This is a genomic window from Mammaliicoccus lentus, from assembly GCF_002902755.1.
GTDB classification, from domain to species: Bacteria; Bacillota; Bacilli; order Staphylococcales; family Staphylococcaceae; genus Mammaliicoccus; species Mammaliicoccus lentus.
The window spans coordinates 47,062-69,189 of sequence record NZ_PPRS01000022.1; the positions used below are offsets into that span (position 1 = coordinate 47,062).

The 22,128-nt window shown below is 30.1% G+C and carries 25 protein-coding genes and 1 pseudogene; 10 read left to right on the forward strand and 16 right to left on the reverse strand.

Annotated elements, in window-relative coordinates; genetic code table 11:
* Positions 1 to 302 precede the first annotated feature (302 nt).
* The 3 genes from CD135_RS07660 to CD135_RS07670 all read right to left on the reverse strand — a co-directional run bounded on the left by CD135_RS07660 (position 303) and on the right by CD135_RS07670 (position 3,359).
* Positions 303 to 1,319 (reverse strand): CAP domain-containing protein, encoded by a 1,017-nt coding sequence (locus tag CD135_RS07660; protein ID WP_174700877.1) that lies wholly within the window; start codon positions 1,317 to 1,319, stop codon positions 303 to 305.
* Between the two features lie 20 nt (positions 1,320 to 1,339).
* Positions 1,340 to 2,317, reverse strand: coding sequence for a GMP reductase (gene guaC / locus CD135_RS07665; RefSeq protein WP_064204995.1), 978 nt, complete (start codon positions 2,315 to 2,317; stop codon positions 1,340 to 1,342).
* A 91-nt stretch (positions 2,318 to 2,408) separates the two neighbouring features.
* The gene (locus CD135_RS07670; protein ID WP_103269160.1) at positions 2,409 to 3,359 is read right to left on the reverse strand and encodes a metal ABC transporter solute-binding protein, Zn/Mn family; all 951 of its coding nucleotides are present in this window, start codon (positions 3,357 to 3,359) and stop codon (positions 2,409 to 2,411) included.
* 137 nt (positions 3,360 to 3,496) lie between these two features.
* On the opposite strand from CD135_RS07670, the gene rpmG reads away from it, so the two are divergent.
* The 4 genes from rpmG to CD135_RS07690 all read left to right on the forward strand — a co-directional run bounded on the left by rpmG (position 3,497) and on the right by CD135_RS07690 (position 7,150).
* Positions 3,497 to 3,646: a 50S ribosomal protein L33 gene (rpmG, locus tag CD135_RS07675; protein ID WP_026023653.1), complete on the forward strand. Its 150-nt coding sequence runs from the start codon at positions 3,497 to 3,499 to the stop codon at positions 3,644 to 3,646.
* Positions 3,647 to 3,842: 196 nt separating this feature from the next.
* Positions 3,843 to 5,285: an amino acid permease gene (locus CD135_RS07680; RefSeq protein ID WP_016999603.1), complete on the forward strand. Its 1,443-nt coding sequence runs from the start codon at positions 3,843 to 3,845 to the stop codon at positions 5,283 to 5,285.
* 137 nt (positions 5,286 to 5,422) lie between these two features.
* Positions 5,423 to 5,737 carry a hypothetical protein gene (locus CD135_RS07685; RefSeq protein ID WP_016999604.1) on the forward strand — a complete coding sequence of 105 codons (315 nt, stop codon included), beginning with the start codon at positions 5,423 to 5,425 and terminating at the stop codon, positions 5,735 to 5,737.
* A 12-nt stretch (positions 5,738 to 5,749) separates the two neighbouring features.
* The gene (locus tag CD135_RS07690) at positions 5,750 to 7,150 is read left to right on the forward strand and encodes a phosphoribosyltransferase domain-containing protein (RefSeq protein WP_064204998.1); all 1,401 of its coding nucleotides are present in this window, start codon (positions 5,750 to 5,752) and stop codon (positions 7,148 to 7,150) included.
* Positions 7,151 to 7,208: 58 nt separating this feature from the next.
* On the opposite strand, the gene CD135_RS07695 is transcribed toward CD135_RS07690, so the two are convergent.
* From CD135_RS07695 to CD135_RS07710, 4 genes are all read right to left on the reverse strand, one after another.
* A complete protein-coding gene (locus CD135_RS07695) occupies positions 7,209 to 8,015 on the reverse strand; it encodes a Cof-type HAD-IIB family hydrolase (protein WP_103269161.1) in 807 nt (268 codons plus the stop codon).
* A gap of 67 nt (positions 8,016 to 8,082) precedes the next feature.
* The gene (gene thrB, locus CD135_RS07700) at positions 8,083 to 8,994 is read right to left on the reverse strand and encodes a homoserine kinase (protein WP_016999608.1); all 912 of its coding nucleotides are present in this window, start codon (positions 8,992 to 8,994) and stop codon (positions 8,083 to 8,085) included.
* Positions 8,991 to 10,055 (reverse strand): threonine synthase, encoded by a 1,065-nt coding sequence (thrC, locus tag CD135_RS07705; RefSeq protein WP_016999609.1) that lies wholly within the window; start codon positions 10,053 to 10,055, stop codon positions 8,991 to 8,993. Before thrC ends, thrB begins: the two co-directional genes overlap by 4 nt.
* A 1-nt stretch (position 10,056) precedes the next feature.
* Positions 10,057 to 11,334, reverse strand: a complete 1,278-nt coding sequence (locus CD135_RS07710; RefSeq protein ID WP_026023654.1) for a homoserine dehydrogenase — start codon at positions 11,332 to 11,334, stop codon at positions 10,057 to 10,059.
* A gap of 196 nt (positions 11,335 to 11,530) precedes the next feature.
* Between CD135_RS07710 and CD135_RS07715 the strand changes: the two genes are divergently transcribed.
* Positions 11,531 to 12,904 carry an aspartate kinase gene (locus CD135_RS07715; protein ID WP_016999611.1) on the forward strand — a complete coding sequence of 458 codons (1,374 nt, stop codon included), beginning with the start codon at positions 11,531 to 11,533 and terminating at the stop codon, positions 12,902 to 12,904.
* A gap of 461 nt (positions 12,905 to 13,365) precedes the next feature.
* Here the strand turns inward: CD135_RS07715 and CD135_RS07720 are convergent, their stop codons facing one another.
* The 3 genes and pseudogenes from CD135_RS07720 to CD135_RS07730 form a co-directional block, all read right to left on the reverse strand.
* The gene (locus CD135_RS07720) at positions 13,366 to 13,959 is read right to left on the reverse strand and encodes a hypothetical protein (RefSeq protein ID WP_064205385.1); all 594 of its coding nucleotides are present in this window, start codon (positions 13,957 to 13,959) and stop codon (positions 13,366 to 13,368) included.
* An 80-nt stretch (positions 13,960 to 14,039) separates the two neighbouring features.
* Positions 14,040 to 14,370: pseudogene (locus CD135_RS07725) on the reverse strand (nucleoside triphosphate pyrophosphohydrolase family protein).
* A 5-nt stretch (positions 14,371 to 14,375) separates the two neighbouring features.
* Positions 14,376 to 15,260: an NAD(P)-dependent oxidoreductase gene (locus tag CD135_RS07730; RefSeq protein ID WP_103269162.1), complete on the reverse strand. Its 885-nt coding sequence runs from the start codon at positions 15,258 to 15,260 to the stop codon at positions 14,376 to 14,378.
* A gap of 256 nt (positions 15,261 to 15,516) precedes the next feature.
* Between CD135_RS07730 and CD135_RS07735 the strand changes: the two genes are divergently transcribed.
* On the forward strand, positions 15,517 to 16,260 hold the full coding sequence (locus tag CD135_RS07735; RefSeq protein ID WP_070045258.1) for a hypothetical protein: 744 nt from the start codon (positions 15,517 to 15,519) through the stop codon (positions 16,258 to 16,260).
* 62 nt (positions 16,261 to 16,322) lie between these two features.
* On the opposite strand, the gene CD135_RS07740 is transcribed toward CD135_RS07735, so the two are convergent.
* Entirely contained in the window at positions 16,323 to 16,862 is a 540-nt protein-coding gene (locus CD135_RS07740; protein ID WP_016999615.1) for an N-acetylmuramoyl-L-alanine amidase, read from the reverse strand.
* A 123-nt stretch (positions 16,863 to 16,985) separates the two neighbouring features.
* Here CD135_RS07740 and CD135_RS07745 point away from each other — a divergent pair, with 123 nt between their 5' ends.
* Positions 16,986 to 17,906 carry a diacylglycerol/lipid kinase family protein gene (locus CD135_RS07745; RefSeq protein ID WP_016999616.1) on the forward strand — a complete coding sequence of 307 codons (921 nt, stop codon included), beginning with the start codon at positions 16,986 to 16,988 and terminating at the stop codon, positions 17,904 to 17,906.
* A gap of 88 nt (positions 17,907 to 17,994) precedes the next feature.
* Here CD135_RS07745 and CD135_RS07750 read toward each other — a convergent pair whose 3' ends face one another.
* The 3 genes from CD135_RS07750 to CD135_RS12995 form a co-directional block, all read right to left on the reverse strand.
* Positions 17,995 to 18,198 carry a TM2 domain-containing protein gene (locus CD135_RS07750; protein ID WP_017001237.1) on the reverse strand — a complete coding sequence of 68 codons (204 nt, stop codon included), beginning with the start codon at positions 18,196 to 18,198 and terminating at the stop codon, positions 17,995 to 17,997.
* Between the two features lie 324 nt (positions 18,199 to 18,522).
* Entirely contained in the window at positions 18,523 to 18,732 is a 210-nt protein-coding gene (locus CD135_RS07755) for a hypothetical protein (protein ID WP_017000444.1), read from the reverse strand.
* A gap of 178 nt (positions 18,733 to 18,910) precedes the next feature.
* Positions 18,911 to 19,072, reverse strand: a complete 162-nt coding sequence (locus CD135_RS12995) for a hypothetical protein (protein WP_017000445.1) — start codon at positions 19,070 to 19,072, stop codon at positions 18,911 to 18,913.
* Positions 19,073 to 19,199: 127 nt separating this feature from the next.
* On the opposite strand from CD135_RS12995, the gene CD135_RS07760 reads away from it, so the two are divergent.
* Positions 19,200 to 19,391: a hypothetical protein gene (locus tag CD135_RS07760; RefSeq protein WP_017000446.1), complete on the forward strand. Its 192-nt coding sequence runs from the start codon at positions 19,200 to 19,202 to the stop codon at positions 19,389 to 19,391.
* Positions 19,392 to 19,539: 148 nt separating this feature from the next.
* Positions 19,540 to 19,869, forward strand: coding sequence for a hypothetical protein (locus tag CD135_RS07765; RefSeq protein WP_017000447.1), 330 nt, complete (start codon positions 19,540 to 19,542; stop codon positions 19,867 to 19,869).
* A 5-nt stretch (positions 19,870 to 19,874) separates the two neighbouring features.
* On the opposite strand, the gene CD135_RS07770 is transcribed toward CD135_RS07765, so the two are convergent.
* Positions 19,875 to 20,615, reverse strand: a complete 741-nt coding sequence (locus CD135_RS07770) for a sulfite exporter TauE/SafE family protein (RefSeq protein WP_017000448.1) — start codon at positions 20,613 to 20,615, stop codon at positions 19,875 to 19,877.
* 142 nt (positions 20,616 to 20,757) lie between these two features.
* A complete protein-coding gene (locus CD135_RS07775) occupies positions 20,758 to 21,246 on the reverse strand; it encodes a GNAT family N-acetyltransferase (protein WP_103269163.1) in 489 nt (162 codons plus the stop codon).
* A gap of 232 nt (positions 21,247 to 21,478) precedes the next feature.
* On the opposite strand from CD135_RS07775, the gene CD135_RS07780 reads away from it, so the two are divergent.
* Entirely contained in the window at positions 21,479 to 21,913 is a 435-nt protein-coding gene (locus CD135_RS07780) for a hypothetical protein (RefSeq protein ID WP_103269164.1), read from the forward strand.
* Positions 21,914 to 22,128 lie beyond the last annotated feature (215 nt).

The following is a 22,128-nucleotide window of genomic DNA, read 5'->3' on the forward strand; positions in this document are numbered from 1 at the left end:
TTGCATCACAGCTTTTTTTATATCATATTCCCTTTATTTGATTATTTGAGCTTTTATTTTTATTATAAAAATCTTTTTATGAAACATCTTTTTTATTTAATAATTCTTTGACACGATCTAAAACGTCAATATCTTTATTATTTATTTCTTTATTTTCCATGTTAAACTTCCCCTTTATATGTTATTCCACCAATCAAATTATTAGAAACAACATGTGTAAAACATTTAAGGAAATATGAAATAATTTTTATATCGTTATTATATCAAAGTTGTTTAGACAATGCACTTTGCTTATCTATTTTCTACTGTTGAGTAATATAGTTTTCAGTCCAATAAGGCTGTAAATCTTCGCCAATATCGACACCTACTCCTAACTCTTTATAATCTTTATTTAAAATGTTCTTTCTGTGTCCCAATGAGTTCATTAGTCCATGATGGGCATAAACACTGCTTATTTGACCATATGCTAAGTTTTCACCTGCAGTTACATAATCAAAACCATCATTGTCTAATCTATCAAATGGAGATAAACCTTGTTTATTCGTATGATCAAAATAGTCGTTATCCACCATATCTGTACTATGCTTACGAGCAGTATGACTTACATTTTCATTATAAGATAATGTCGGTAAATCAAATTGAACGCGCTCTGCATTGACTATATCAAAATTTTGTAGTTCTAATGCACCCTTATATTCATCTGAAGCAGTATGATACTGATTTGTACGCTTATCTTCAGTTGACGAAGCTACTTGCATTATTCCTTTAATTTGATTGTCTTGATGCTTATCATAAAATATGGTCGTATAAATGTTATCAAATTTGAAAACATCATAATCAGGATCATTTTGAACTAACTTAACTTTATCTTTTTGAATCTCATCTAAAGGTTCACCGAGAATTGAACGAACTTTATTCTTTTTCATTTTACTCGTTATACCTTTTTGAGATGTTATTAAGTCTTGGTTTGTATATAATCCTGTTACTTTGTCATCGTCATAACTGACCATCACAAATCCATTGTATTGGTCATGATATGCATGCCATTTCTCATTATATTCATTAACGGTTACCCGTTTTGGTTTGCCAAGTTTCTTTTCAACTTCGCTTTTCGTTTGATTGATTTGAATATTATTAATCGCAAATTCTTGTTCTTTCGGCGTCTTTAGTTCAACTTTCTTAGTAGTTTGTTCATCTTCAAGTCCTTGTTGAACATTCATCACTTTTTGTTGAATTTGTTTTGATAAATCTGATTCAGGGACTGGCTTGATTAAGGTTATAATCAATAACAATATGAATAAGTAAAATACTTTTTTCAAGTAGTCCACCTCGCCTATTTTTAGTCGCGGTCACCGTTGAATATTGAATTTCGTACAATCACATAGTCTACTTTAGTGATAGATTGTAAGTCTTTGCCACCTGCATACGAGATAGAACTTTGTAAATCTTGTTCGATTTCAATTAAAGTATCTTTTAATGATCCTTTATGCTCGACAAACATTTTTTTACCTTCTACGTTTTTACGCTCACCTTTTTGGAATTCTGAAGCACTTCCAAAGTATTCTTTGTATAATTTGCCTTCAAGTTCAACAGTTTCACCTGGAGATTCTTCGTGTGCAGCAAATAGTGAACCTACCATAACCATACTAGCACCAAATCTAATTGATTTTGCAATATCACCATTTGTTCTGATTCCACCATCAGCAATAATTGGTTTTCTTGCAGCTTTACTACAATGGTTAATAGCAGCTAATTGCCAGCCACCAGTTCCAAATCCAGTTTTAATTTTTGTTATACAGACTCTACCAGGCCCGATACCAACTTTAGTTGCATCTGCTCCAGCATTTTCTAGTTCACGAACACCTTCTGGCGTTCCAACATTACCAGCAATTACAAATGTTTCTGGAATATGTTGTTTAATGTGCTTAATCATTCTAATAACTTGCTCAGAGTGACCGTGTGCAATATCTATTGTCATATATTCAGGAATTAAATTTTCATTTGCTAATTCTTCTATAAAATCATACTCATCTTTTTTAACACCTACTGAGATAGATGCAAATAAGTTTTTACTTTGCATTTTTTTAATAAATGGAATACGTGCTTTTTCATCAAAGCGATGCATGATATAAAAATAATCATTACTAGCAAACCATTCAGCTAGTTCTTCATTCATCACTGTTTGCATATTAGCAGGTACAACTGGTAGTTTAAATGTTTTCGGCCCAAATTTAACAGTAGTATCACATTCAGAGCGACTTTCTACTATACATTTGTTTGGTATTAATTGTACGTCTTCATAATCAAAAATTTTCATATCAATGACCTCTTTCAAAACTATTAATAATAATCCATTAGTTACTATACATGGTTAACATGAAAAAGTAAACGAAATAAGATTATATTTATTAATTATTAAGAGCTTTATCTAAATTCTTGATATTTTCTTCCATTAAAGATTGATAAGTGATGTTTTTATCTTTTGCTTCTTCTTTAGTTAATACTTCTAAATTATGAAACTTAAGTGGTTTACTATCAGTATCTTTCTTTATAATATCTGTTACTTTAGAACTTACATTTTGTTCATATAATATATATGGAGATTTTGATTTATTAATCTCTTTTATTATATTTAGAAGTTCTTTTTGACTAGGTTCTTCATTATTCATTCCAGTTACACCTGTTTGTTTAAAATGATAACGATTTGCTAAATATCCAAGAGAGTCATGAGAAATAAATACAGTATCTCGCTTCGTATCTTTTGTGATTTCTTTCATTTCTTTATCGATTTTATCGATATCTGTTATTAGCTTCTTGTAATTCTTTTCATAAGTTTCTTTGTGCGATGCATCTATTTTAACTAATTTATCTTTAATAGATTTAGCCGCTTCTTTATTGGCAATTGGATCAAGCCATATATGCGGGTCATGTTCATTTTCTTCATTATGTGTTGCATCATGTTCATGCTCATGTTCTTCTCCATCTTCATGATGGTGTTCTAATATTTCACTTTCCTCTAAATTAGGAATAGTTTGTAATTTGTGGTCGCCTTGTTTTATTGTAGAGCTAATTTTTTTAGCTACTGGATCCAACTCATCTGAAGAATATACAAATAAATCACTTTTTGCGATATTTAACATTTCTTTTTGAGTGGGTTCGTAATTATGTAAATCAGTACCACTTGGATAGATAGACTCAACATCTACATATTCTCCACCTATTTGTTTAGTAAAACTCTCGTAAGGAAAGTTAGTCGCATAAATTTTTAATTTATCATTACTGTTTGATTTAGATCCACAAGCTGCTAGAAATAAGACAGTAACACATAATACTATTGCTATTTTCGATTTATTTTTCATAAAAGTCTCCTTATTTATATTTATTTTATTATAACAATCTGATGTCCCTATTTCATAGAGTAATTCTATTGCTAAGCATTATATTTTATGATATTATTATAAAACGTAATGATTACTATACAGAAAGGCTGATGAACATGCGTGTAAATATCACGTTAGCATGTACTGAAACAGGCGACAGAAACTATATTTCTACTAAAAATAAACGTACAAATCCAGAACGTATTGAATTAAAAAAATATAGTCCAAGATTAGGTCGTCATACTTTACATCGCGAAACAAAATAATTTCTTATTTATAATAAGATATACGACATTAAAAGTCACTTCATTAATTTGGAGTGACTTTTTTATTATTCCTTTAATTTAATGCTTTAAAGCATTTATGTAATAAAATTTTCATTGCTTATTTTCTGAATAGATAATAAAATATTACTTATATTTAAAATAAGTTAATAGTGAAGTAGAAAGTATGGTGATTTATATGGAAGAAATGAAACGTGGTTTAAAGACTAGACACATTTCAATGATAGCTATCGGTGGTTCTATCGGTACAGGTCTATTTATGGCTAGTGGTGCTGTCATTACACAAGCTGGTCCTGCCGGTGCGTTAATAGCATATGCAATTATAGGTGTGATGCTATATTTCTTAATGACTGCTATTGGGGAGCTTGCTACATTTTATCCAGTTTCAGGATCGTTTAGTGCTTATTCTAGTAGATTCATAGACCCTTCTGCAGGTTTTACAGTTGGTTGGTTATATTGGATTATTTGGGCACTAGTGTCTAGTGTGGATATATTAACAGCTGCTAAAATTATTACATATTGGAATATATTTGACAGTATTGATCCATTTGTATGGAGTATGATTTTTATAGTTATATTGTTCTTATTAAATATATTTACTGTTAAAGCATTTGGTGAAGCTGAATATTGGTTAAGTTTTATCAAAGTTGCAACAATAATCATCTTCTTAATTGTCGGTGTGCTAATCATCTTTGGTATTTTAGGTGGTAATGAGCCTTTAGGTTTAACGAACTACACATACAAAGAAGCACCTTTTGTTAATGGTATATCTGGTTTCTTAGGCGTATTACTTGTTGCTGGATTCAGCTTTGGTGGTACTGAAGTTGTTGCAGTTACTGCTGGTGAGTCTGAAAATCCTAAAGAATCTATGCCTAAAGCTATTAGACAAGTGTTCTGGAGAATATTATTATTCTATATTCTAGCAATTGCAGTAATAGCAGCAATAATACCTTATACAGATCCATTGTTATTAAACAAAGATAATACAGTAACACAAAGTCCTTTTACAATTGTATTTGATAGAGTTGGTATCGCATTTGCCGCTTCTATTATTAATGCTGTCATACTAACTGCTTTAATATCAGCTGGTAATTCAGGATTATATGCTACAAGTCGTTTGCTTTATTCTTTATCAAAACATAAACAAGCACCAAAAGTATTTAGTAAATTAAATAAACATAACATGCCATTTGTGTCACTATGTGTCACAATCGTTTTAATATTCTTATCAATCGTATATGCAACGTTAAATGCTGACGGTTACTATAGATTATTAAATATGCTTGGTGCACTTGTTACATTAGTTTGGTTAATGAGCATCATCAGTCACGTTCGTTTAAGAATGGCTATACGAAAACAAGGTAAATCAGAAACTGAAACTTTAGAATATAAAGCACCTTTATATCCTTTAGGCCCTATTATTGTTATTTCAGTTATTGCATTCTTACTAATTGGACAATCATTTGATAGTATCATCAATTTAAATATCCCTATTTTAATTGAATCATTCTTACCTATCATACTTGGCGTTGTTGTTTATTTCATCCATAAATTCATAACAAAAACTAAAGTTATTAAATTAGAAGATATCGATTTATCAAAACACAACTATGATAAATAATGAGTTAATACTACCAACAATGTATTTACATTGTTGGTAGTATTTTTTTATACAAAAACAATTGTAACTTTTTCTTATTCCATTATATATAGTATAATAAACATAAATAATTAATAACTCATTAAGAAGGTGAAACAATGACTGGACAAACTAATTTATTTGATGATGTACTTAAACAAGATGAACGCTTTGTTATTGTGGTGCAAAGTGCATTTGATTCTGATTCTCAACTCATAAAAAAGACTTTAAGAGAATATACGAGTTTGACAAGAGAACAAATGCAGTCCTTATTCGATCATTTAAAAGATTTATACTTAAATGAACCTTTTGAAGAAAATCAAGTTTTCTATGATATTACAGTTTATACAAATCAAGATTATGCTGCCGATCAAGTTTATGCACATATAAAAAGAAAAAAATTTAGTCGTGAATGGACGCATACGAGCAAATAAAGGAGTTATTTCATGTCTCAACAGAGTAAAGTTTTCCCTCTAGATAACGAAAAGCAAGTAGAGGTTAAAGTAATAGATAATCGATTTCAGTTCGAAATAGATGAAATGCTAGCCATGACCCAAGAAGAACATTCAGAGTTTCCTTATATCCCTGTATCTCCCTGTTTAGGATATTCAAGAGCATTGTATCCAGAACATCCATTATTAGTCGGTTTATTATTAGGATTTTTATATCATGAAGCCTTAACCGGTGAAACTGATGAAAGGATGGAGACTGTTGCAAGTGCTATTAATAGTCAAAACAGAGGTAAGATGATTCAAGCATTAAATTTAGTAGAAACGAACAAACTTGGACATTACCCACCTACTCGATTTTTAGGGTTGAGTGAGCGTGCAGTTAATCTCGGACATTCTATATTTAGTTTATTTGAAGATGATGTTATGTTCTTGGCTTCTACAAGAGATAAAGTGATCTCTCACCCACCTTTACTTGATCATAGTGATATTGTTGATACACAAGAAAGACTGTTTTTCTATACTAAAGATAAAGACTTTTTTGATAATGATGAGAGGATTGCCATTATAGATAATCATTTGTTAAATGGTCATTCAGTAATTAATCTAATTATGAAAATTCATAAAAAATATCCATCTAGACAAATGTTTACGGTATTAACACCTATCGATTTAAGATCACAAAGTGTTAAAGAATCATTTTCTAGTTTGGAAAAATCTTTAAATATCAAGATTAATATCATTTCATTAATGTCTTTCGATGTAGAAGTCCAAGATATACAAAATGTTACGCATCAACTTACTCATAATGAACTATTAAAAAATAACCACCATGAAACAAAAGTACAATATTATTCGTTAAGACATATTATAAATGATTACTTTATCGTTAAAGCTCAAAATATGTTACGTAATGGAACAATCCATGATAATCCATACTTTATTTCAACAGGTAGATTTACTTTAAACGGTAGAGAACAACAAATTTCTGAAGAATTATTCCAACGTATGGGCGAGTTACTCGGTGATTTATTAGATGATTCATCTAAAATGATTATCGGCATTGGAGAATTTCTATATGTACCTCTGCAAATTGCTAGATATTTACCTGGGAAGGAAGTAAAAGTTCAAGGTACAACACGTTTTAATTTTGATTCAAGTACACTGAACCATTCAAACAAAAAAATTAGCTTCATGTCTCCTTTAGAGAGATCAATCACTCATTATTTATATAACTTAGAAATAGATCAATATGATCAAATCATTGTATTAGTTGAGAGATTGAGACACAAAACAGAAATAGATGATTTAGTTCAACAGTTGAAAATACTAGGTGCAAAATCAATTTTAGTTATTGAAATGACTTCTATTGCTTTTAACGAGGATAGACTTTATTAGACATAAAAAAGCCGTGAAGTGTGGATATTCCATCCTATTTCACGGCTTTTAATTATGCTTATGACTTAAGTAATTTTTCTAAAGCTGTCACGATACCATTATTATCATGGTCATCAGTTACAACGTCTGCAAGTTCTTTAATTGTATAATTAGCATTACCCATAGCAACACCAATAGCTGCTTTCTCTAACATATCTGAGTCATTTAAACTATCTCCGAATGCAATAACTTCTGAAAAATCCGCTTCTATTTTATCAAAAAGCTTTTGAAGTGATTTTCCTTTAGATACTTCATTATTCATAAACTCTAAGAAATAAGGTTTACTTGTAGTTGAAGAAATATGATCGTTAAATTGTCCATTTAGAGACTGATTAGCTTTTGAGATATTTTCTTCGTAATCTATTCCCATAACTTTAGGTACATCTTCAGTAATGACTTCTTTTAAATCTGATACCGATACCATCGGCAAGCCTGTTAATTCACTTTCAATATTCATATATTCATGTGTAGAATCATAAACGATTTCATCATTGATATATGTTAAACTGAAGAAATTATTTTCTCTACAAAAATCTATAATTTTATGTGCATTTTCTTTATCTATCGTCTGTTTAAAGACAACTTCATTTGTTGCTGCATCTGTAATAATTGCACCATTATAACTTACAATATATCCACCATTTTGTTTCAAATTTAAAGATTCTGCATGCTTTGTCATACCTGCTGTTGGTCTACCAGAAGCAAGTATAATTTTCATGCCTTCTTGTTGTTTTTTTAATAAATATGCATGTGTTTCTTCACTAATTTTATTTTCTGAAGTTAACAATGTATCATCCATATCCATAACTATGTATTTATATGTCATAACTATCTCCTTAAATGCAATGATGCTTACATTCTACCATAAGAAGAATGTAAGCATCATCTTTATTTTATAAATTAATTGTTGTTTGTTTTACGCCAAATCTATTGATTGTTACAAGCTCTGACTCACAATCTTTAAATTTTTCTTGTAATGTACGCACTAATTTACCACTGAGTTCTTTTTTAATAAGTGTTAATACTGTTGGGCCCGCACCACTAATAACTGTGGCATAAGCTCCGTGTTCTAATGCTATTGTCTTAATATCTTCAAAGTCCGGAATTAAATATTGTCTATAAGGCTCATGAAAACCATCTTTCATCATCATTTTTCCAGCTAGTTCATAATTATGTTGAATTAAAGCACTAATCATTGTATTACTAATTGCACTATATTTTACTGCATCTTTTAATGCTAAATTCTCTGGTAATACTTTTCTAGCTTTTTCGGTAGATAATTCATAAGACGGTATCGTCGCTATGACATCCACTTTTGGAATATCAATATAAGATACATCGGTTTGGTTTTCTTCTGGATCATAAACACCTAAGACTAAGCCACCATATATAGTCGGTGCAACATTATCAGGATGTCCTTCGATTTCTGTTGCCAATTGAAGCAATTCATATTTAGATAGTTTTAAGTTTGCAAAATGGTTCGCCAAAAAGAGACCTGTTACTAATGCTGAAGCGGAACTCCCTAAACCTCTTGCTAATGGTATATCACTATACATTTTCAATCGAAGTGGAGGTACTTTTTGATTGAATTTATTTGCTGCTTGTTGTGCAATTTGAGTAATATAATGTGTTTCATCTTCAGGTAAACCTGTTAAATGAGGTCCAATGTGCTCAAAGTGCCATTGCTGATCTACTGATACGCTTGCTTCAACTTCTAAGTATTTATCTAAAGCCATCCCTATAGAATCAAACCCAACTCCTAAATTTGCTGTTGATGCTGGTACTTTGAGTTGTAATTTCTTCATCGTAAAGCACTCTCGATATAATCAATAATAGATTGTTCGTCATTCTCTAGTGGTGTGATTGGTGAATCCAATAAATCAATCGCTGTATCTGGATCTTTCAATCCATTACCAGTTAATATGGCAACTACAGTTTGATTTGGTTTTAATTTTCCTTGTTCATGTAATTTCAATAAACCTGCAATTGATGCGTTACTTGCTGGTTCGCTAAACACGCCTTCTTTACTAGTCATTAATTTATAAGCTTTTAAAATTTCTTCATCTGTAACACTATCAATCAAACCATTTGACTCATCTCTCGCCTCTTCTGCCATTTTCCAACTTGCAGGATTTCCAATTCTGATAGCAGTAGCGACAGTTTCAGGATTTTTAACAACTTTACCTTGAACTATCGGTGATGCACCCTCTGCTTGGAAACCACACATTACCGGTAATCCAGATTGATTCAAATTATCAAATTCTTTGAAACCTTTCCAATATGCAGTGATATTTCCCGCGTTTCCAACTGGAATAGCAAAAGTATCTGGCGCTTTACCATCTAACTGTTCTACGATTTCAAACGCACTTGTTTTTTGACCTTCAATTCTATATGGATTAACCGAGTTAACTAAAGCAATTTCGCCTTTTTCCGCAACCTTTTTTACGATATTTAAAGCTTCGTCAAAGTTTCCTTTAATTGAAACGATTTCTGCACCATACATAACTGCTTGTGCTAGCTTACCTAAAGCTATTTTGCCTTCAGGTATTACAACAATCGCTTTCATACCAGCTCTTGCTGCATACGCAGCAGCTGAAGCAGAAGTATTTCCAGTAGAAGCACAAATAACAATTTTCTTACCTTCTTCTTTAGCCTTAGCAACTGCCATAACCATACCTCTGTCTTTAAACGAGCCAGTTGGATTCAAGCCTTCGAATTTAGCATATAGATTAATGTTTAATTGCTCTGATAAATAAGGTAAATGAATTAATGGTGTATTACCTTCATTTAATGTTAATTCTGGTGTATTTTCATTTACTGGTAAATATTCTTTATATTTATGAATAAGTCCTTGCCATCTTCCCATACTATTGGTCTCCTTCGATTGGATAATATTTTAAAATATTTAACCCATTTTCTTTAAGTTTTTCAGTTGGTAATTCATCTATACCTCTAATAACAATGCCATAAGTATTTTCAGTTCTTTGTTCTACTTTAACACTTCTATGGAAATCTATTATTGATTTAATATCTTCTCTTAATTGATCTTCATCTTTATTACTTTCTACAATGATAAAGTGACTATTTTTCAGAGGGAATTTCACGACATCATCTTCTACAATCTCTTTAGTTGCCTCAGTTTTTAGTTCAAAGTGTGGTGGCAATGTGTGTAAGTCTGATTCAAACTGTAGCGAAACATTCAATAAGTCAGATACAACTGCACTTCCAGTTGCTAAACTGCCTGCACCTTTACCATAGAACATAGTATCTCCTACTGCATCACCAATAACGTAAATAGCATTATACTCGTCTTCTACATGAGACATTTGATGGCTGTTCGGTAATAAAGTCGGTTTTACGCTTGCTACAACTTGACCATCTTCGAATTTACCTTGGCCTATAAGTTTAATTTTATAACCTAATTTTTCAGCTACTTTTATGTCTTCAATTTCGACATTCGAAATGCCTATTCTTTCTACATCTTCTAATGAAATAACTCTATTAAATGATAAATAGCTCGTAATAACTACTTTACGAGCTGCGTCTACGCCTTCAACATCATCAGTAGGATCTGCTTCTGCATAACCTAAATCTGTTGCAAGTTGTAGTGCTTCTTCATAAGATTTACCTTCTCGTGTCATTTGGCTAAGGATAAAGTTTGATGTTCCGTTAAAAATACCCATAAATTGATTAATATTGTTCGCGTTTAAACCATTATTAATTGCGTTAACAATTGGGATACCACCGGCAACACTTGCTTCATATTTTAACGCTACTTTATTTTTTTCTGCTAAATCTTCTAATACTCTTAAGTGAACAGCCAATAAATCTTTATTTGCTGTAATAACATGAATACCTTTAGATAAGAATGATTTAAGCCATTCTACAGTTGGTTCAATGCCACCCATAACTTCAACAACTATATCTAATTCATCATCATTTAAAATATCATCAATATTTTCAGTTAAATGATATCTTGAAGTATTAATCGCTCTTTTCTTTCCTATAGAGCTAACAAGTATATGTTTAATATGTATAGACTTTCCGATTGTGTCTTCTATTTGCTCTTTATTTTCTTCAATAATCTTCACAACTCCTGTACCTACCGTACCGAGTCCTAATACTGCTACATTTAATACTTTCATTTCCTCACTCACCTTAATATATTGTTCTTGTAAAAAATACAAATGTCTACTTGAAATAGACTCAACTTTATTATAGTATAAATTCATTAAAGATTTTTGTAAAGTTTGAATTATTTGAATTAATAGTAATATTAACACTATTCCAAGCTTTGTAAAGTAGTACAATAACAATACCCCCAGTAAAAGGACTGATAAAATGAAAGTTTCAAAATTCGGCGGAAGTTCCGTTGCTAATAGCACACAAATCAAAAAAGTATTAGACATTATTAATAGTGACGATGAAAGGAAAATTGTCGTAGTATCAGCACCCGGTAAACGTTTTAAAGAAGATGTAAAAACAACTGACTTACTTATACGTTTGTATGAAAAAATTATAAATAAGCTAGACTACACACATAAATTCCAACAAATCATTGAACGTTATCAAGAAATCGTAGTAGAACTAGAAATGGATGAAATCATTTTAGAACAATTAAAAAATGACTTAAATTGCTTAATTGATACTTACGAAGATAAACCTAAACGATTATTAGACGCATTAAAAAGTTGTGGTGAAGACTTTAACGCTCAAATCATCGCACAATACAATAATGATTTAGGTTTCCCTACTCGATATTTATCTCCAAAAGACGCTGGAATTATCGTTACTGATGAACCCGGTAACGCTATGATATTAGAATCTTCATACGAAAAAATTCATAAATTACGTGAATATGAAGAAACACTTATCGTCCCAGGTTTCTTTGGCTATTCAGAAAATGGGGATATTGTAACTTTCCCTAGAGGCGGTTCAGATATTACTGGAGCAATTTTAGCGAGAGGCATTGAAGCTAGCTTATATGAAAACTTTACAGATGTGTCCGGTATATTTAGAGCTAATCCTACTGTTGTATCTCAACCTGAAATCATACCTGAAATCACATATCGAGAAATGCGGGAACTATCATATGCTGGATTCGGAGTTTTCCATGATGAAGCTCTAGAACCATTATATAAAGATAGAATTCCTGTTGTGATTAAAAATACTAACAAACCTCATGACAAAGGAACATTTATCGTAAGTGAACGTGACATATCTAGTCTGTCACAAATCGTCTCAGGCGTAAGTTGTGACAAAGGATTTACGATTATCAATATTAAAAAATACTTAATGAACAGAGAAGTTGGATTCACAAGACGTGTGTTAAGCATATTAGAAGAAGAAAATATCTCTATCGAACATATTCCTTCAGGTATAGATAACTTAAGTATCATCATGAGAACAACACAAATAAGTGGTAAAGAACAAAATGTACTTAATAAAATAAGAAATCAAATTCAAGTTGATGAACTGACAATCGACTATGATTTAGCGATATTGATGATAGTTGGAGAAGGTATGAATCGAGCAATCGGAACAGCTGCAAGTGCAACAAATGCATTGAGCAAAAACAAAATAAACTTAAACATGATTAACCAAGGTTCTTCAGAAATATCTATGATGTTTGGTATCGATGAACATTATTCTGATATAGCCGTTCAAGCTATTTATGATGAGTACTTTACGAAACAACCAACTGAAGTTATTTAAAAATCAAGCTAAGCCAAATGAAATTGGCTCAGCTTGATTTTTTATATTCAGTGAAAGAAATATAAAAGCTCTAACGTGCTAGATATTTATCACTTGCACGTTACATTTTCTAACGAGCTAGACTTTTCTAACAAGCACGTTAGATCTATATTTTCTATGATTTATATGTCATTTTACTTTAAATACATGTAATAAAGACTTCTAACGTGCTAGATATTTATCATTTGCATGTTACATTTTCTAACGAGCTGGACTTTTCTAACAAGCACGTTAGAACGAATGCACCTACCATTTTATAATGTGCTGACTTCCACTATAGGCTCGAGTCATAGCTCCGACTTTCAAAATCGCAAAAGAGTCCGAGTATAAATGAATACTCCTAATCCATTGTTATTTAGAATTAATGGATTAGGAGTATTTTTTTGAATAAGGGATTTATGTCCCAGAATCATTATTATTTACTATGTTTCGGCTAATATAATGTGATTGAGCTTATCTGCACCAATAACTTTTCTGAGCATAAAAAATTGATAATAACTTAAATGCTGTATTAGCTTTTGATATTTGTAGATATCATCTTGTCTTAATTCATGATACAACTTATACATCATTTGTATTTCTGGCCTTAAATATTTCACGTCATATTCTAAGCTATGAAAGTATATTTTGTAATCATCAATTTCAATATTATGATCATGACTAAATTGCCACTTTTCATCTTTTGTTTCGTAAATGTATACTTTAATTATCCTCGCATTTGTTACCGGATCATAAATAAAGTATTTACTGTAATCTGACAGTTCATTTTCTGAGATATGCTCATATTCATTTAATGGTGTCTTCACAACAAATTGATAATTACGCTTTCTAAAGTAAGCATTTAATTCATCCATTTCTTCTCGACTTATTGTGATACCAATTATTTCTTTTATATGTGTACACTCATTCAAAAATAAATCTACAGCAAGTTCTCCACAAACAATATATTGCAAAGGATAGTCAGACATAATATTTTTCAATTCTTCTAATGTTAAATATTGTTCGTTAGATTCCATTTTCAACCTCCAAAGAAAGCGTTTTCAATTACTTTCATTTTAACAGATTTGGAATCTTTATCCAATAGGTAAGAAATAATTTATTCTTTACGATTTCGTGAATTTTCTTCACTAAATCCATTTGGATATCTTTTTTTGTAATTTTTCGATATTACTCTGCCCTACTTCATCCATTTCAATATTGAGTGCTGTAGCACAACACGATATGTACCACATAACATCGCCTAATTCTTTTTTCAGCGCTGTCTTATCTAATTCATGACCATGGAATACATGTTTTTTGATTACATCTGCTACTTCGCCCGCTTCACCTGTTAATCCTAATGCACCATTAATTAAACTTTGAGTCGGGTCCTTATGAATATTTGACATTGTTCTTTTTGATAATTTTTGGTATTCATTTAGTTCCATTTCAATTACCTCTTTTTAATATGATTTTTCAATAGTTGTATTACTGCCTGTGTCCCGTTATCATCGTATCCTGCTTCGCTTAAAGCATCATAAACTTCTTTTGCTTTTAGCAAACCTGGCATATATAATCCCATCTTCTCACTTTCTTCAATTGCTAATTTCATATCTTTAATAAAGTGCTTTACGTAAAAGCCTGGTGCATAATCTTCTTTTACCATTCTAGGCCCAAGGTTAGATAAAGACCAACTTCCTGCTGCTCCATGTTCAATGGAATTAAATACTTTATTAATATCTAATCCTGCTTCTTCAGCATAAATAATTGCTTCTGCTACTCCTAACATACCTGCAGCAATAGCTATTTGATTTGATAATTTCGTATGTTGACCATTTCCGCTTTTACCTTGATATACTACATTTTTACCTAGCAAATTAAATATATCTTCCACTTGATTATAGGCTTCTTGATCTCCACCTACCATAATCGTCAACGCAGCATTTTTTGCGCCTACATCTCCACCAGAAACTGGTGCATCTAAACTTTTAATATTTCGTTCTTTTGCTTTTTCATAAATGTCGTGAGCTAAAGCAGGACTTGATGTCGTCATATCAATCACAATACTATTTGCTTTGGCATGATTTAAAATACCACCTTGACTTAAATAAATTGACTCAACATCTTTTGGATATCCCACTATAGATATTATAATGTCACTTTTTTCAGAAAGCGTAGCTATCGTGTCACACCAAGTTGCGCCTTTTTCAACTAAATCATCTGCTTTAGACTTAGTTCTGTTATATACATTCACTTCATAACCTTTATCAATTAAATGGCCAGCCATTGATTTTCCCATGACGCCTGTACCTACGAACCCAATTGTTTTACTACTCATAAATCTTCCTCCTTAATAACTTCTTCATATTTGTATTATACCGATTTGTTAGAAAAATCAAAATTTTTAAAATTAAATAGGTCGATATTTCGTTGTATTGATTATTTGTAAATATTGTTTAACTAATATTAATAACGATATTGAAAAATTTAAAATAATTTAAAATTAATTGGGTTTTATTCAAAATTATTGTGGTATTTAAAGAATATTGATACATAAGTGTCAATCTCATTATCAAAATAAAGGAGTGTATTTTATGAAGAAATTTTTAATATTACTTTTATCTTCTTTTCTATTTTTAGCTGCATGCGGTAATGGCAGCGATAGTAAAGAAGATTCATCATCTGAAAAAGAGTCTTCAAGTTCAAAATCTGATGATAGCTCTAAATCAAGTGACAAAAAAGATTCTGAGAAAGACTCTAGTAAAGATTCAGCAAGTGGCTCTGAAGATAAGAGCTCTGATAGTAAGGCTAACAGTAGCGATAAAGATTCCTCTGATGATAGCTCTTCTACATCTTCTGATTCTAATTCAGATGACTCTAATACAGAAGATTCTAATTCATCATCTAATAGCGCTGAAAACTCAGATTCAAACACATCTGGAGATAGTTCATCATCTAATGAATCAAATAATAGTGATAACTCAGCTTCTAACAGTGAAGCAAATCAGAACGCTACAAATGAAAATAGTTCAGCACAATCGAACGATAATCAACAGCAAGCTGATGAAAGTAATTCTATGAATAACAACAACTTAAATAATAACGAAACTGTATCAGCTTTAGGTGCAGAACAAGCTCAGCAAATATATAATGAGTCTGGTGTAAACCCATACCTTAATTCTATCAATGCTGAATGGAGACAAGAATATAACGGCGGTCTAACTAATCCTGAAAAAGCTTCATTAAATGCTTTAGAAAAAGGTACTTATAATGGACCTGAGCAACCTGAATTATTCTATAATGCATTAGTAGAAATTCAACAACAATATGCACAATAAGGATTTAAAAAAAGCGTTAAGTCATCTAAATGACTTAACGCTTTTTTAGTAAAATTTATAATTTAATTCAACATGTACTGCTTAATTTGTTCTATAAAATAGTCTTTCATTTCATTAATAATCCAATCATCAGGTATGCCATCTACTGTTGTACGCCAGTTAGTATGCATTTCTAATGAACGATGAGGGCACTCAGTTTCACTAAATTCTAAATGTAATCTCACTGTATCTCTATTGGGCATTAAATTATAATCAGTCATATCTGCTGCTATGACTCTGAATGTTTCTTGCTCATTTAATAAAAATTCTTCATCTGAGCTCGAAAGTGATTCCAGTACCTCGTAACCTATATATTGTTCGTTACCTACTTCGTTTGCTGTATGCCAAGCAATATTTTCTGTATCAATTGCTTGCCATTGGTAATTACGATCAATGTAATAATGAGCAATACCTTGAATATATCTATCTTCCGGTGCGTCTTTTAATACTTCTCGCCATTCATTAGCATTTAATTCACTCGCATCATTATGAACAACAACACCTAATAATGGTTTTTCTCTTTTATCCATAGAATAATTGATATAATCATTTTGTGAGGCCATTTATATTCTCCCCTTTTTATTTCTTTTTATCATTTTAACATATAAAAGTATAAAACTTGAAACTGTATATCTTATCTCATACATGGTATGGTAATAAAAAATATTTCAGGAGGCATTACTCATATGACACAACATTTTCATAAGGGAATATTGTTTTATCATAAAGCTTCTGGCCAAGGCGATGTATACCAAGAGCTTGGTCAAATAACAGAAAACTTAACAAAATTCTGTGATGATTTAACAATTAAATTAAGTAAAGAAGAAGGAGACATTAAATCATTTTGCAAAGAAATAAGTAACAATAATTATGCTACACCTTATGATGTGTTATTTATTTTAGGCGGAGATGGTACTTTAAATGAACTTGTAAATGGTGTAGTTGAAAATAACATTCAACTACCTATAGGTGTACTTCCTGGCGGTACATTTAATGATTTCACTAAGACATTAAACTTATCACAAAAACCTATGCAAGCTTCTGAAGACTTATTGAACAGTCAAATTAAATCCTTTGATGTTCTAAGTGTAAACGGCGTGTATGCTCTAAACTTTACAGGTATTGGACTTATGGTTCAAAATGCTGAAAATGTACAATCTAACCAAAAAGAACTATTAGGTAAATTTAGCTATGTATTTTCAACATTAAAAACTGTTTCTAATCCGCAAATATATGATTATCATCTAATAGCTGATGAAAAAGAATACAGCGGTGAAACATCTATGATATTAATTGCTAACGGCCAACACGTAGGCGGCAATAGAATTCCATTAGAAGATTTATCTCCAAATGATGGCAATATGAACATATTCGTTTTTGAAAATCATAATTTTAGTATTATAAATGATTTCTTCAAAGTAAAAGATAGTATGAATTGGAATGAAATTAGCGACAGTATTACACACATTTCGTGTAAAGACGTGTATCTCAAAACAGATCCAGATGCTAGGTTAGATATCGATGGAGAAATTCAATATAATACACCTATTGAAGTCAAAGTATTAAAAGAACGTGTTAAATTGCTTTATTTGGATATGGAAGAATAAACAACATATAAATAAAAACAGCAAAATTCTTATATAAGAATTTTGCTGTTTTTTATTTTACAGGGCTATTAAGCCCTATTCTATTTTATTATGCGTATATATTACCATGTTCATCAGACGGTCTCAATAATGCGAGAACTGCGCTTATAAACGCGATGATATGAGGAATTCCCGTCCAACAGAATGCTAAGTGTAATAATCCTACAACTGGTTTTTGCGCGTAAAATTTATGAACGCCAAAGTTTCCTAATAAGATTGCTAAAGCAATATAAATCCATTTATTAACTAACATTGTACCCCTCCTTTAACTACACTTATTATTATAAAGTATTCTATTTATTAATACCCAATTTATACCTAACAAAATCTCTTATCATGTGACAATTTTGTTAGATTAAATAAAAAGGAGTGGTACAGAAATCTCATTTTAATAAATAGATTTCGTAGTCCCACCCCGGCAAGGATGACTAGGGTTGGAAAAAGCTTGATATAAGCGCATTTTCAATCCAGTCAGCTACTGCCATTATAATTAAAGAGGCTGAGACATGTATTTATGTCCCAGCCTCTACAAAATCACCAAGAGTGTTATCTTCTCTATTGGTAATGAATATTAAATTTAGTTACCTAAATATTGATTAAATTCACGAATAAATTGAGATCTACTATCATTAGATTGATATTTCAATCCGCCTAACATAATAGACTGACTACTAACTGTGATAAAATCATAATCAATTGAATGTTTTAAAAATATATTTTGAGCTTCTTCTTCATTGTATTTGTTCTCTAAATCTTCAAATACTAATATTTTTTTATCGAAAAACATAATTGCCTCCAAAAAAACTTAATATATAAATACTACAAAATATCTAAGCCCTATACTAGAGGCAAATCATGTAAATTATCACTTTTAAATACAAATCGTTATTTTTTAGTAGAATGAAATATCAAATTTTGATGTTTTTGAATGTTTTTGATTTATTTTGATTGTTATTAAATAAATATTATTTTTTTATAAATTCATCTTCTAAATGTGCCATCATTTTTCTAGCTTTTTCTAAACCTGGAGACTCTTTTTCCACTTCTGTTTGTTTAAGTTCGACAATATTTAAATCAATTTCATCTTTAAGTTTCGTCCATATTTTTTGGTATACTTGATCATCCATGAAAATTACCTCCTATAAATATCTTTCATATATTACTTTACCCTCTTGGTACCAACTCAATCATAGTATATTAGCAATATTTATTTTATGATACAATAATCGTTAATTAGAAAAGGAGTGAACTTTGATGGAATTTAGCACGGCAATAAAAAAAGGTTTAAAAGCCAATAAAAATGTATATATTATGACTGTTCATAATAATTTATTTAAAGTTGAAGAATTACTTAAAGATGGGTTTCAACATATTTTACTCGAAACACCAGATCATGTTATTAATGTAGCTAAAGAACATATTATATATGTACAGACTGATAAATAAATTAACACGAGTTTAATAATATATCATTTTATGCTGGGACATTTTTAAAGTTCTAGCATATTTTTATATAAAATCGATATTTCACTTTACAAAACAGAACATATGTTCGTATAATGTAAGTATTAACTATTCCAAGGAGTGTTCTGAAATGGATAAATACTTACATTTAATCGTTAATCGTTTTGAATCTTATATAACGTTTTTAGACCATTTTGAATCAACTAATGAAGCGGCTACCTTTATAAATGAATCTTTCATATATAATGAAATGAACAGAGTAGATCATTTATTAAAACATAACAAGAATTTAATAAACAACAAACGACGCGATTATGAATTATATTTTGTTGAATTATTCCATATTTATCACAATACAAAGTCATCACAACATCAATTCGAGACAATGTTATTTAGTTTAAAAAACGCCATTAAAGCTTTAAAAGAAACTTCTCATCATCATTTACAAAATCAATTATAGTTATCTTACTTAAAGATCATTAATATACCAAATACGATTAATAATATATATACGTATTTAATAAAAGATTTTGGATCTATTCTTTTGCTAATCATATTACCAAATAGCAACGTTAGTACAAGTAGAGGAATAACAATAATGAGCAAATACCATAATGATGGTGACCAAAATCCAGAAACACCATGACTCGTAACAATAAAGCATCCAGTTATAAAAAAGTGTACTTGAGAAATCTTTTTAAGATCAAATATATCCCACTTTTTCAAAGTACCATAAATAACGATTGGCACACCATGACTATTATAAGCGCTACCTAAAAGACCCGCTATAGTACCAGCAATATAATCAAATTGATTTGGTATTTTTTTATTCATTTGATAAACCTTTACAAATTGATTAATGAGATTAACTAGACCATATACTAATATAAAGATACCTAAGCACTTTACTATGACAGCTTCATCAGTCCATTTAACAATAAAAATTCCAATCGGTGCACCTATAATAGAACCAATTAGCAACCTTTTAATAATCGACCAATCAATGTCTTTTCGACTTTTAATAAATACAGGAAAAGCAACAAGAATACCAATTATTGCGACTATAGATACAGATAACTTAAAATCAATATTCAATAATGAAAGTAATGGCATCGTCACTAGCGCTTCACCAAAACCAAATATATTTCTTACTAAAGCACCTAACAAAATAGCAATTACTACTAGAATTAATAATGAAATATTCATAAGTTCCCCTTTAAATGTAACTTCAAAATACAAAAATGAGAGAGTCTGAGACAATTAATTATGTCCCAGACTCTTTAAAATAGTTATATCTATTATACCATTTCTAACACTTATATATAATTCATTATAATTAACATTCGAGTTATTTTAACATCAGTTGATAAAACACTAATGTTAACCAATTATCAAATTTAAACCCAACATTACTTAACGTACCAACGTGATTGAACCCTTTCTTCTTATGTAACGCTACACTACCTTCATTACTATCATCGATACCAGCTACCATCGTTTTATACCCTGCTTCAGTAGCAAGCGAAATAACTTCATCTAATAAAGATGATGCAATACCTAACCTCTTATAACGTGGGTCAACATAAATAGAATGTTCAACAGTATATTGATATGCAGGCCAATTACGAAAAGGACCATAAGTAGCAAAACCAACAACACGGTTATCCCTTTCAAAAACAATTATCGGCAAACTATCGTTTCTTTTATTCTCGAACCAAACTTTACGTTCATCCAAATCCGTTTCATCATATGTATAAACAGTTGTAGTATTTACAATAGCGTCATTATAAATATCTAAAATATAAACTAAATCATTTTCAGTAGCATATCTAATCATAACCCGACCTCCTCTAAAACTTATTAAATTATACCAATTAAAAAGCATAAGTAAAATTTCTGTTAAAAAATATAACATGAATAGTAATGAGATATATAATAGAATTAGTGAGTTAGATTTGTATGTTTAAATTAATAAAATATATTTATAATTTAATTGTTTTTAATAATAATACGTTATTTTATTAATAATGATATAATGTTTATGTAATGACATTTAAGAGGTGAAGTTTATGAGTAAACAGAAGAGATTATCACGGAATAAACTTTTTAAAAAATTTTTATTTAACGCTCTCTTAGCTTTTTATCTTATCGCAGCTTTCTTAATAATAATTATTGCATTCTATAAAGATACTGAAATAATTACTGTAGGTTTTGCCGTAATATTATATACTCTTATGAACTTATATATTAAAAATAGTAATTACGATGACGACCAAAAAACTATAGATGAGAATATGACTGATGCCGGGTTAATTAGTTTAATGTCAGCTTATATATTATATAAATTATTTTTCATGGAAACAAATTTATTTACAACTAAAGCTGGAGAATCAACGTTTCAAGGAATATTATTCTTAATAATAACAATCGTATCGTTCGGATTAATAAATATAATATTAATTTCAAAACACAATCAAAAAAAGCATGATAAAAACTCAAAATAGCATTAATGCATACAAAGAATTTTAATATTATTTGAATGTTGAATTAAAATCAACCACTTAAAAATTAGACAACTATCTTTAAATTTTTATTGCCTTTTTTTGTCAATATGGTTATTATAATTATATAATTTAAATGAGCATATATAGTTAGGAATAAGCAAGCTTAAAGAAAATTCATCCTCAATACTTATAGAAAACAGTAAAATTATATAAAT

Coding starts and splice junctions, on each gene's coding strand:
- CD135_RS07685 (WP_016999604.1), top strand. CDS start 5,423: ATGACTGGACAAACTAATTTATTTGATGATGTACTTAAACAAGATGAA.
- CD135_RS12995 (WP_017000445.1), bottom strand. CDS start 19,072: ATGGATGATCAAGTATACCAAAAAATATGGACGAAACTTAAAGATGAA.
- CD135_RS07775 (WP_103269163.1), bottom strand. CDS start 21,246: ATGATTAGATATGCTACTGAAAATGATTTAGTTTATATTTTAGATATT.
- CD135_RS07710 (WP_026023654.1), bottom strand. CDS start 11,334: ATGAAAGTATTAAATGTAGCAGTATTAGGACTCGGTACGGTAGGTACA.
- thrB (WP_016999608.1), bottom strand. CDS start 8,994: ATGAAGAAATTACAACTCAAAGTACCAGCATCAACAGCAAATTTAGGA.
- thrC (WP_016999609.1), bottom strand. CDS start 10,055: ATGGGAAGATGGCAAGGACTTATTCATAAATATAAAGAATATTTACCA.
- CD135_RS07755 (WP_017000444.1), bottom strand. CDS start 18,732: ATGTTTTTCGATAAAAAAATATTAGTATTTGAAGATTTAGAGAACAAA.
- guaC (WP_064204995.1), bottom strand. CDS start 2,317: ATGAAAATTTTTGATTATGAAGACGTACAATTAATACCAAACAAATGT.
- CD135_RS07745 (WP_016999616.1), top strand. CDS start 16,986: ATGACACAACATTTTCATAAGGGAATATTGTTTTATCATAAAGCTTCT.
- CD135_RS07750 (WP_017001237.1), bottom strand. CDS start 18,198: ATGTTAGTTAATAAATGGATTTATATTGCTTTAGCAATCTTATTAGGA.
- CD135_RS07740 (WP_016999615.1), bottom strand. CDS start 16,862: ATGGCCTCACAAAATGATTATATCAATTATTCTATGGATAAAAGAGAA.
- CD135_RS07715 (WP_016999611.1), top strand. CDS start 11,531: ATGAAAGTTTCAAAATTCGGCGGAAGTTCCGTTGCTAATAGCACACAA.
- CD135_RS07765 (WP_017000447.1), top strand. CDS start 19,540: ATGGATAAATACTTACATTTAATCGTTAATCGTTTTGAATCTTATATA.
- rpmG (WP_026023653.1), top strand. CDS start 3,497: ATGCGTGTAAATATCACGTTAGCATGTACTGAAACAGGCGACAGAAAC.
- CD135_RS07720 (WP_064205385.1), bottom strand. CDS start 13,959: ATGGAATCTAACGAACAATATTTAACATTAGAAGAATTGAAAAATATT.
- CD135_RS07690 (WP_064204998.1), top strand. CDS start 5,750: ATGTCTCAACAGAGTAAAGTTTTCCCTCTAGATAACGAAAAGCAAGTA.
- CD135_RS07760 (WP_017000446.1), top strand. CDS start 19,200: ATGGAATTTAGCACGGCAATAAAAAAAGGTTTAAAAGCCAATAAAAAT.
- CD135_RS07735 (WP_070045258.1), top strand. CDS start 15,517: ATGAAGAAATTTTTAATATTACTTTTATCTTCTTTTCTATTTTTAGCT.
- CD135_RS07680 (WP_016999603.1), top strand. CDS start 3,843: ATGGAAGAAATGAAACGTGGTTTAAAGACTAGACACATTTCAATGATA.
- CD135_RS07730 (WP_103269162.1), bottom strand. CDS start 15,260: ATGAGTAGTAAAACAATTGGGTTCGTAGGTACAGGCGTCATGGGAAAA.
- CD135_RS07695 (WP_103269161.1), bottom strand. CDS start 8,015: ATGACATATAAATACATAGTTATGGATATGGATGATACATTGTTAACT.
- CD135_RS07780 (WP_103269164.1), top strand. CDS start 21,479: ATGAGTAAACAGAAGAGATTATCACGGAATAAACTTTTTAAAAAATTT.
- CD135_RS07770 (WP_017000448.1), bottom strand. CDS start 20,615: ATGAATATTTCATTATTAATTCTAGTAGTAATTGCTATTTTGTTAGGT.
- CD135_RS07670 (WP_103269160.1), bottom strand. CDS start 3,359: ATGAAAAATAAATCGAAAATAGCAATAGTATTATGTGTTACTGTCTTA.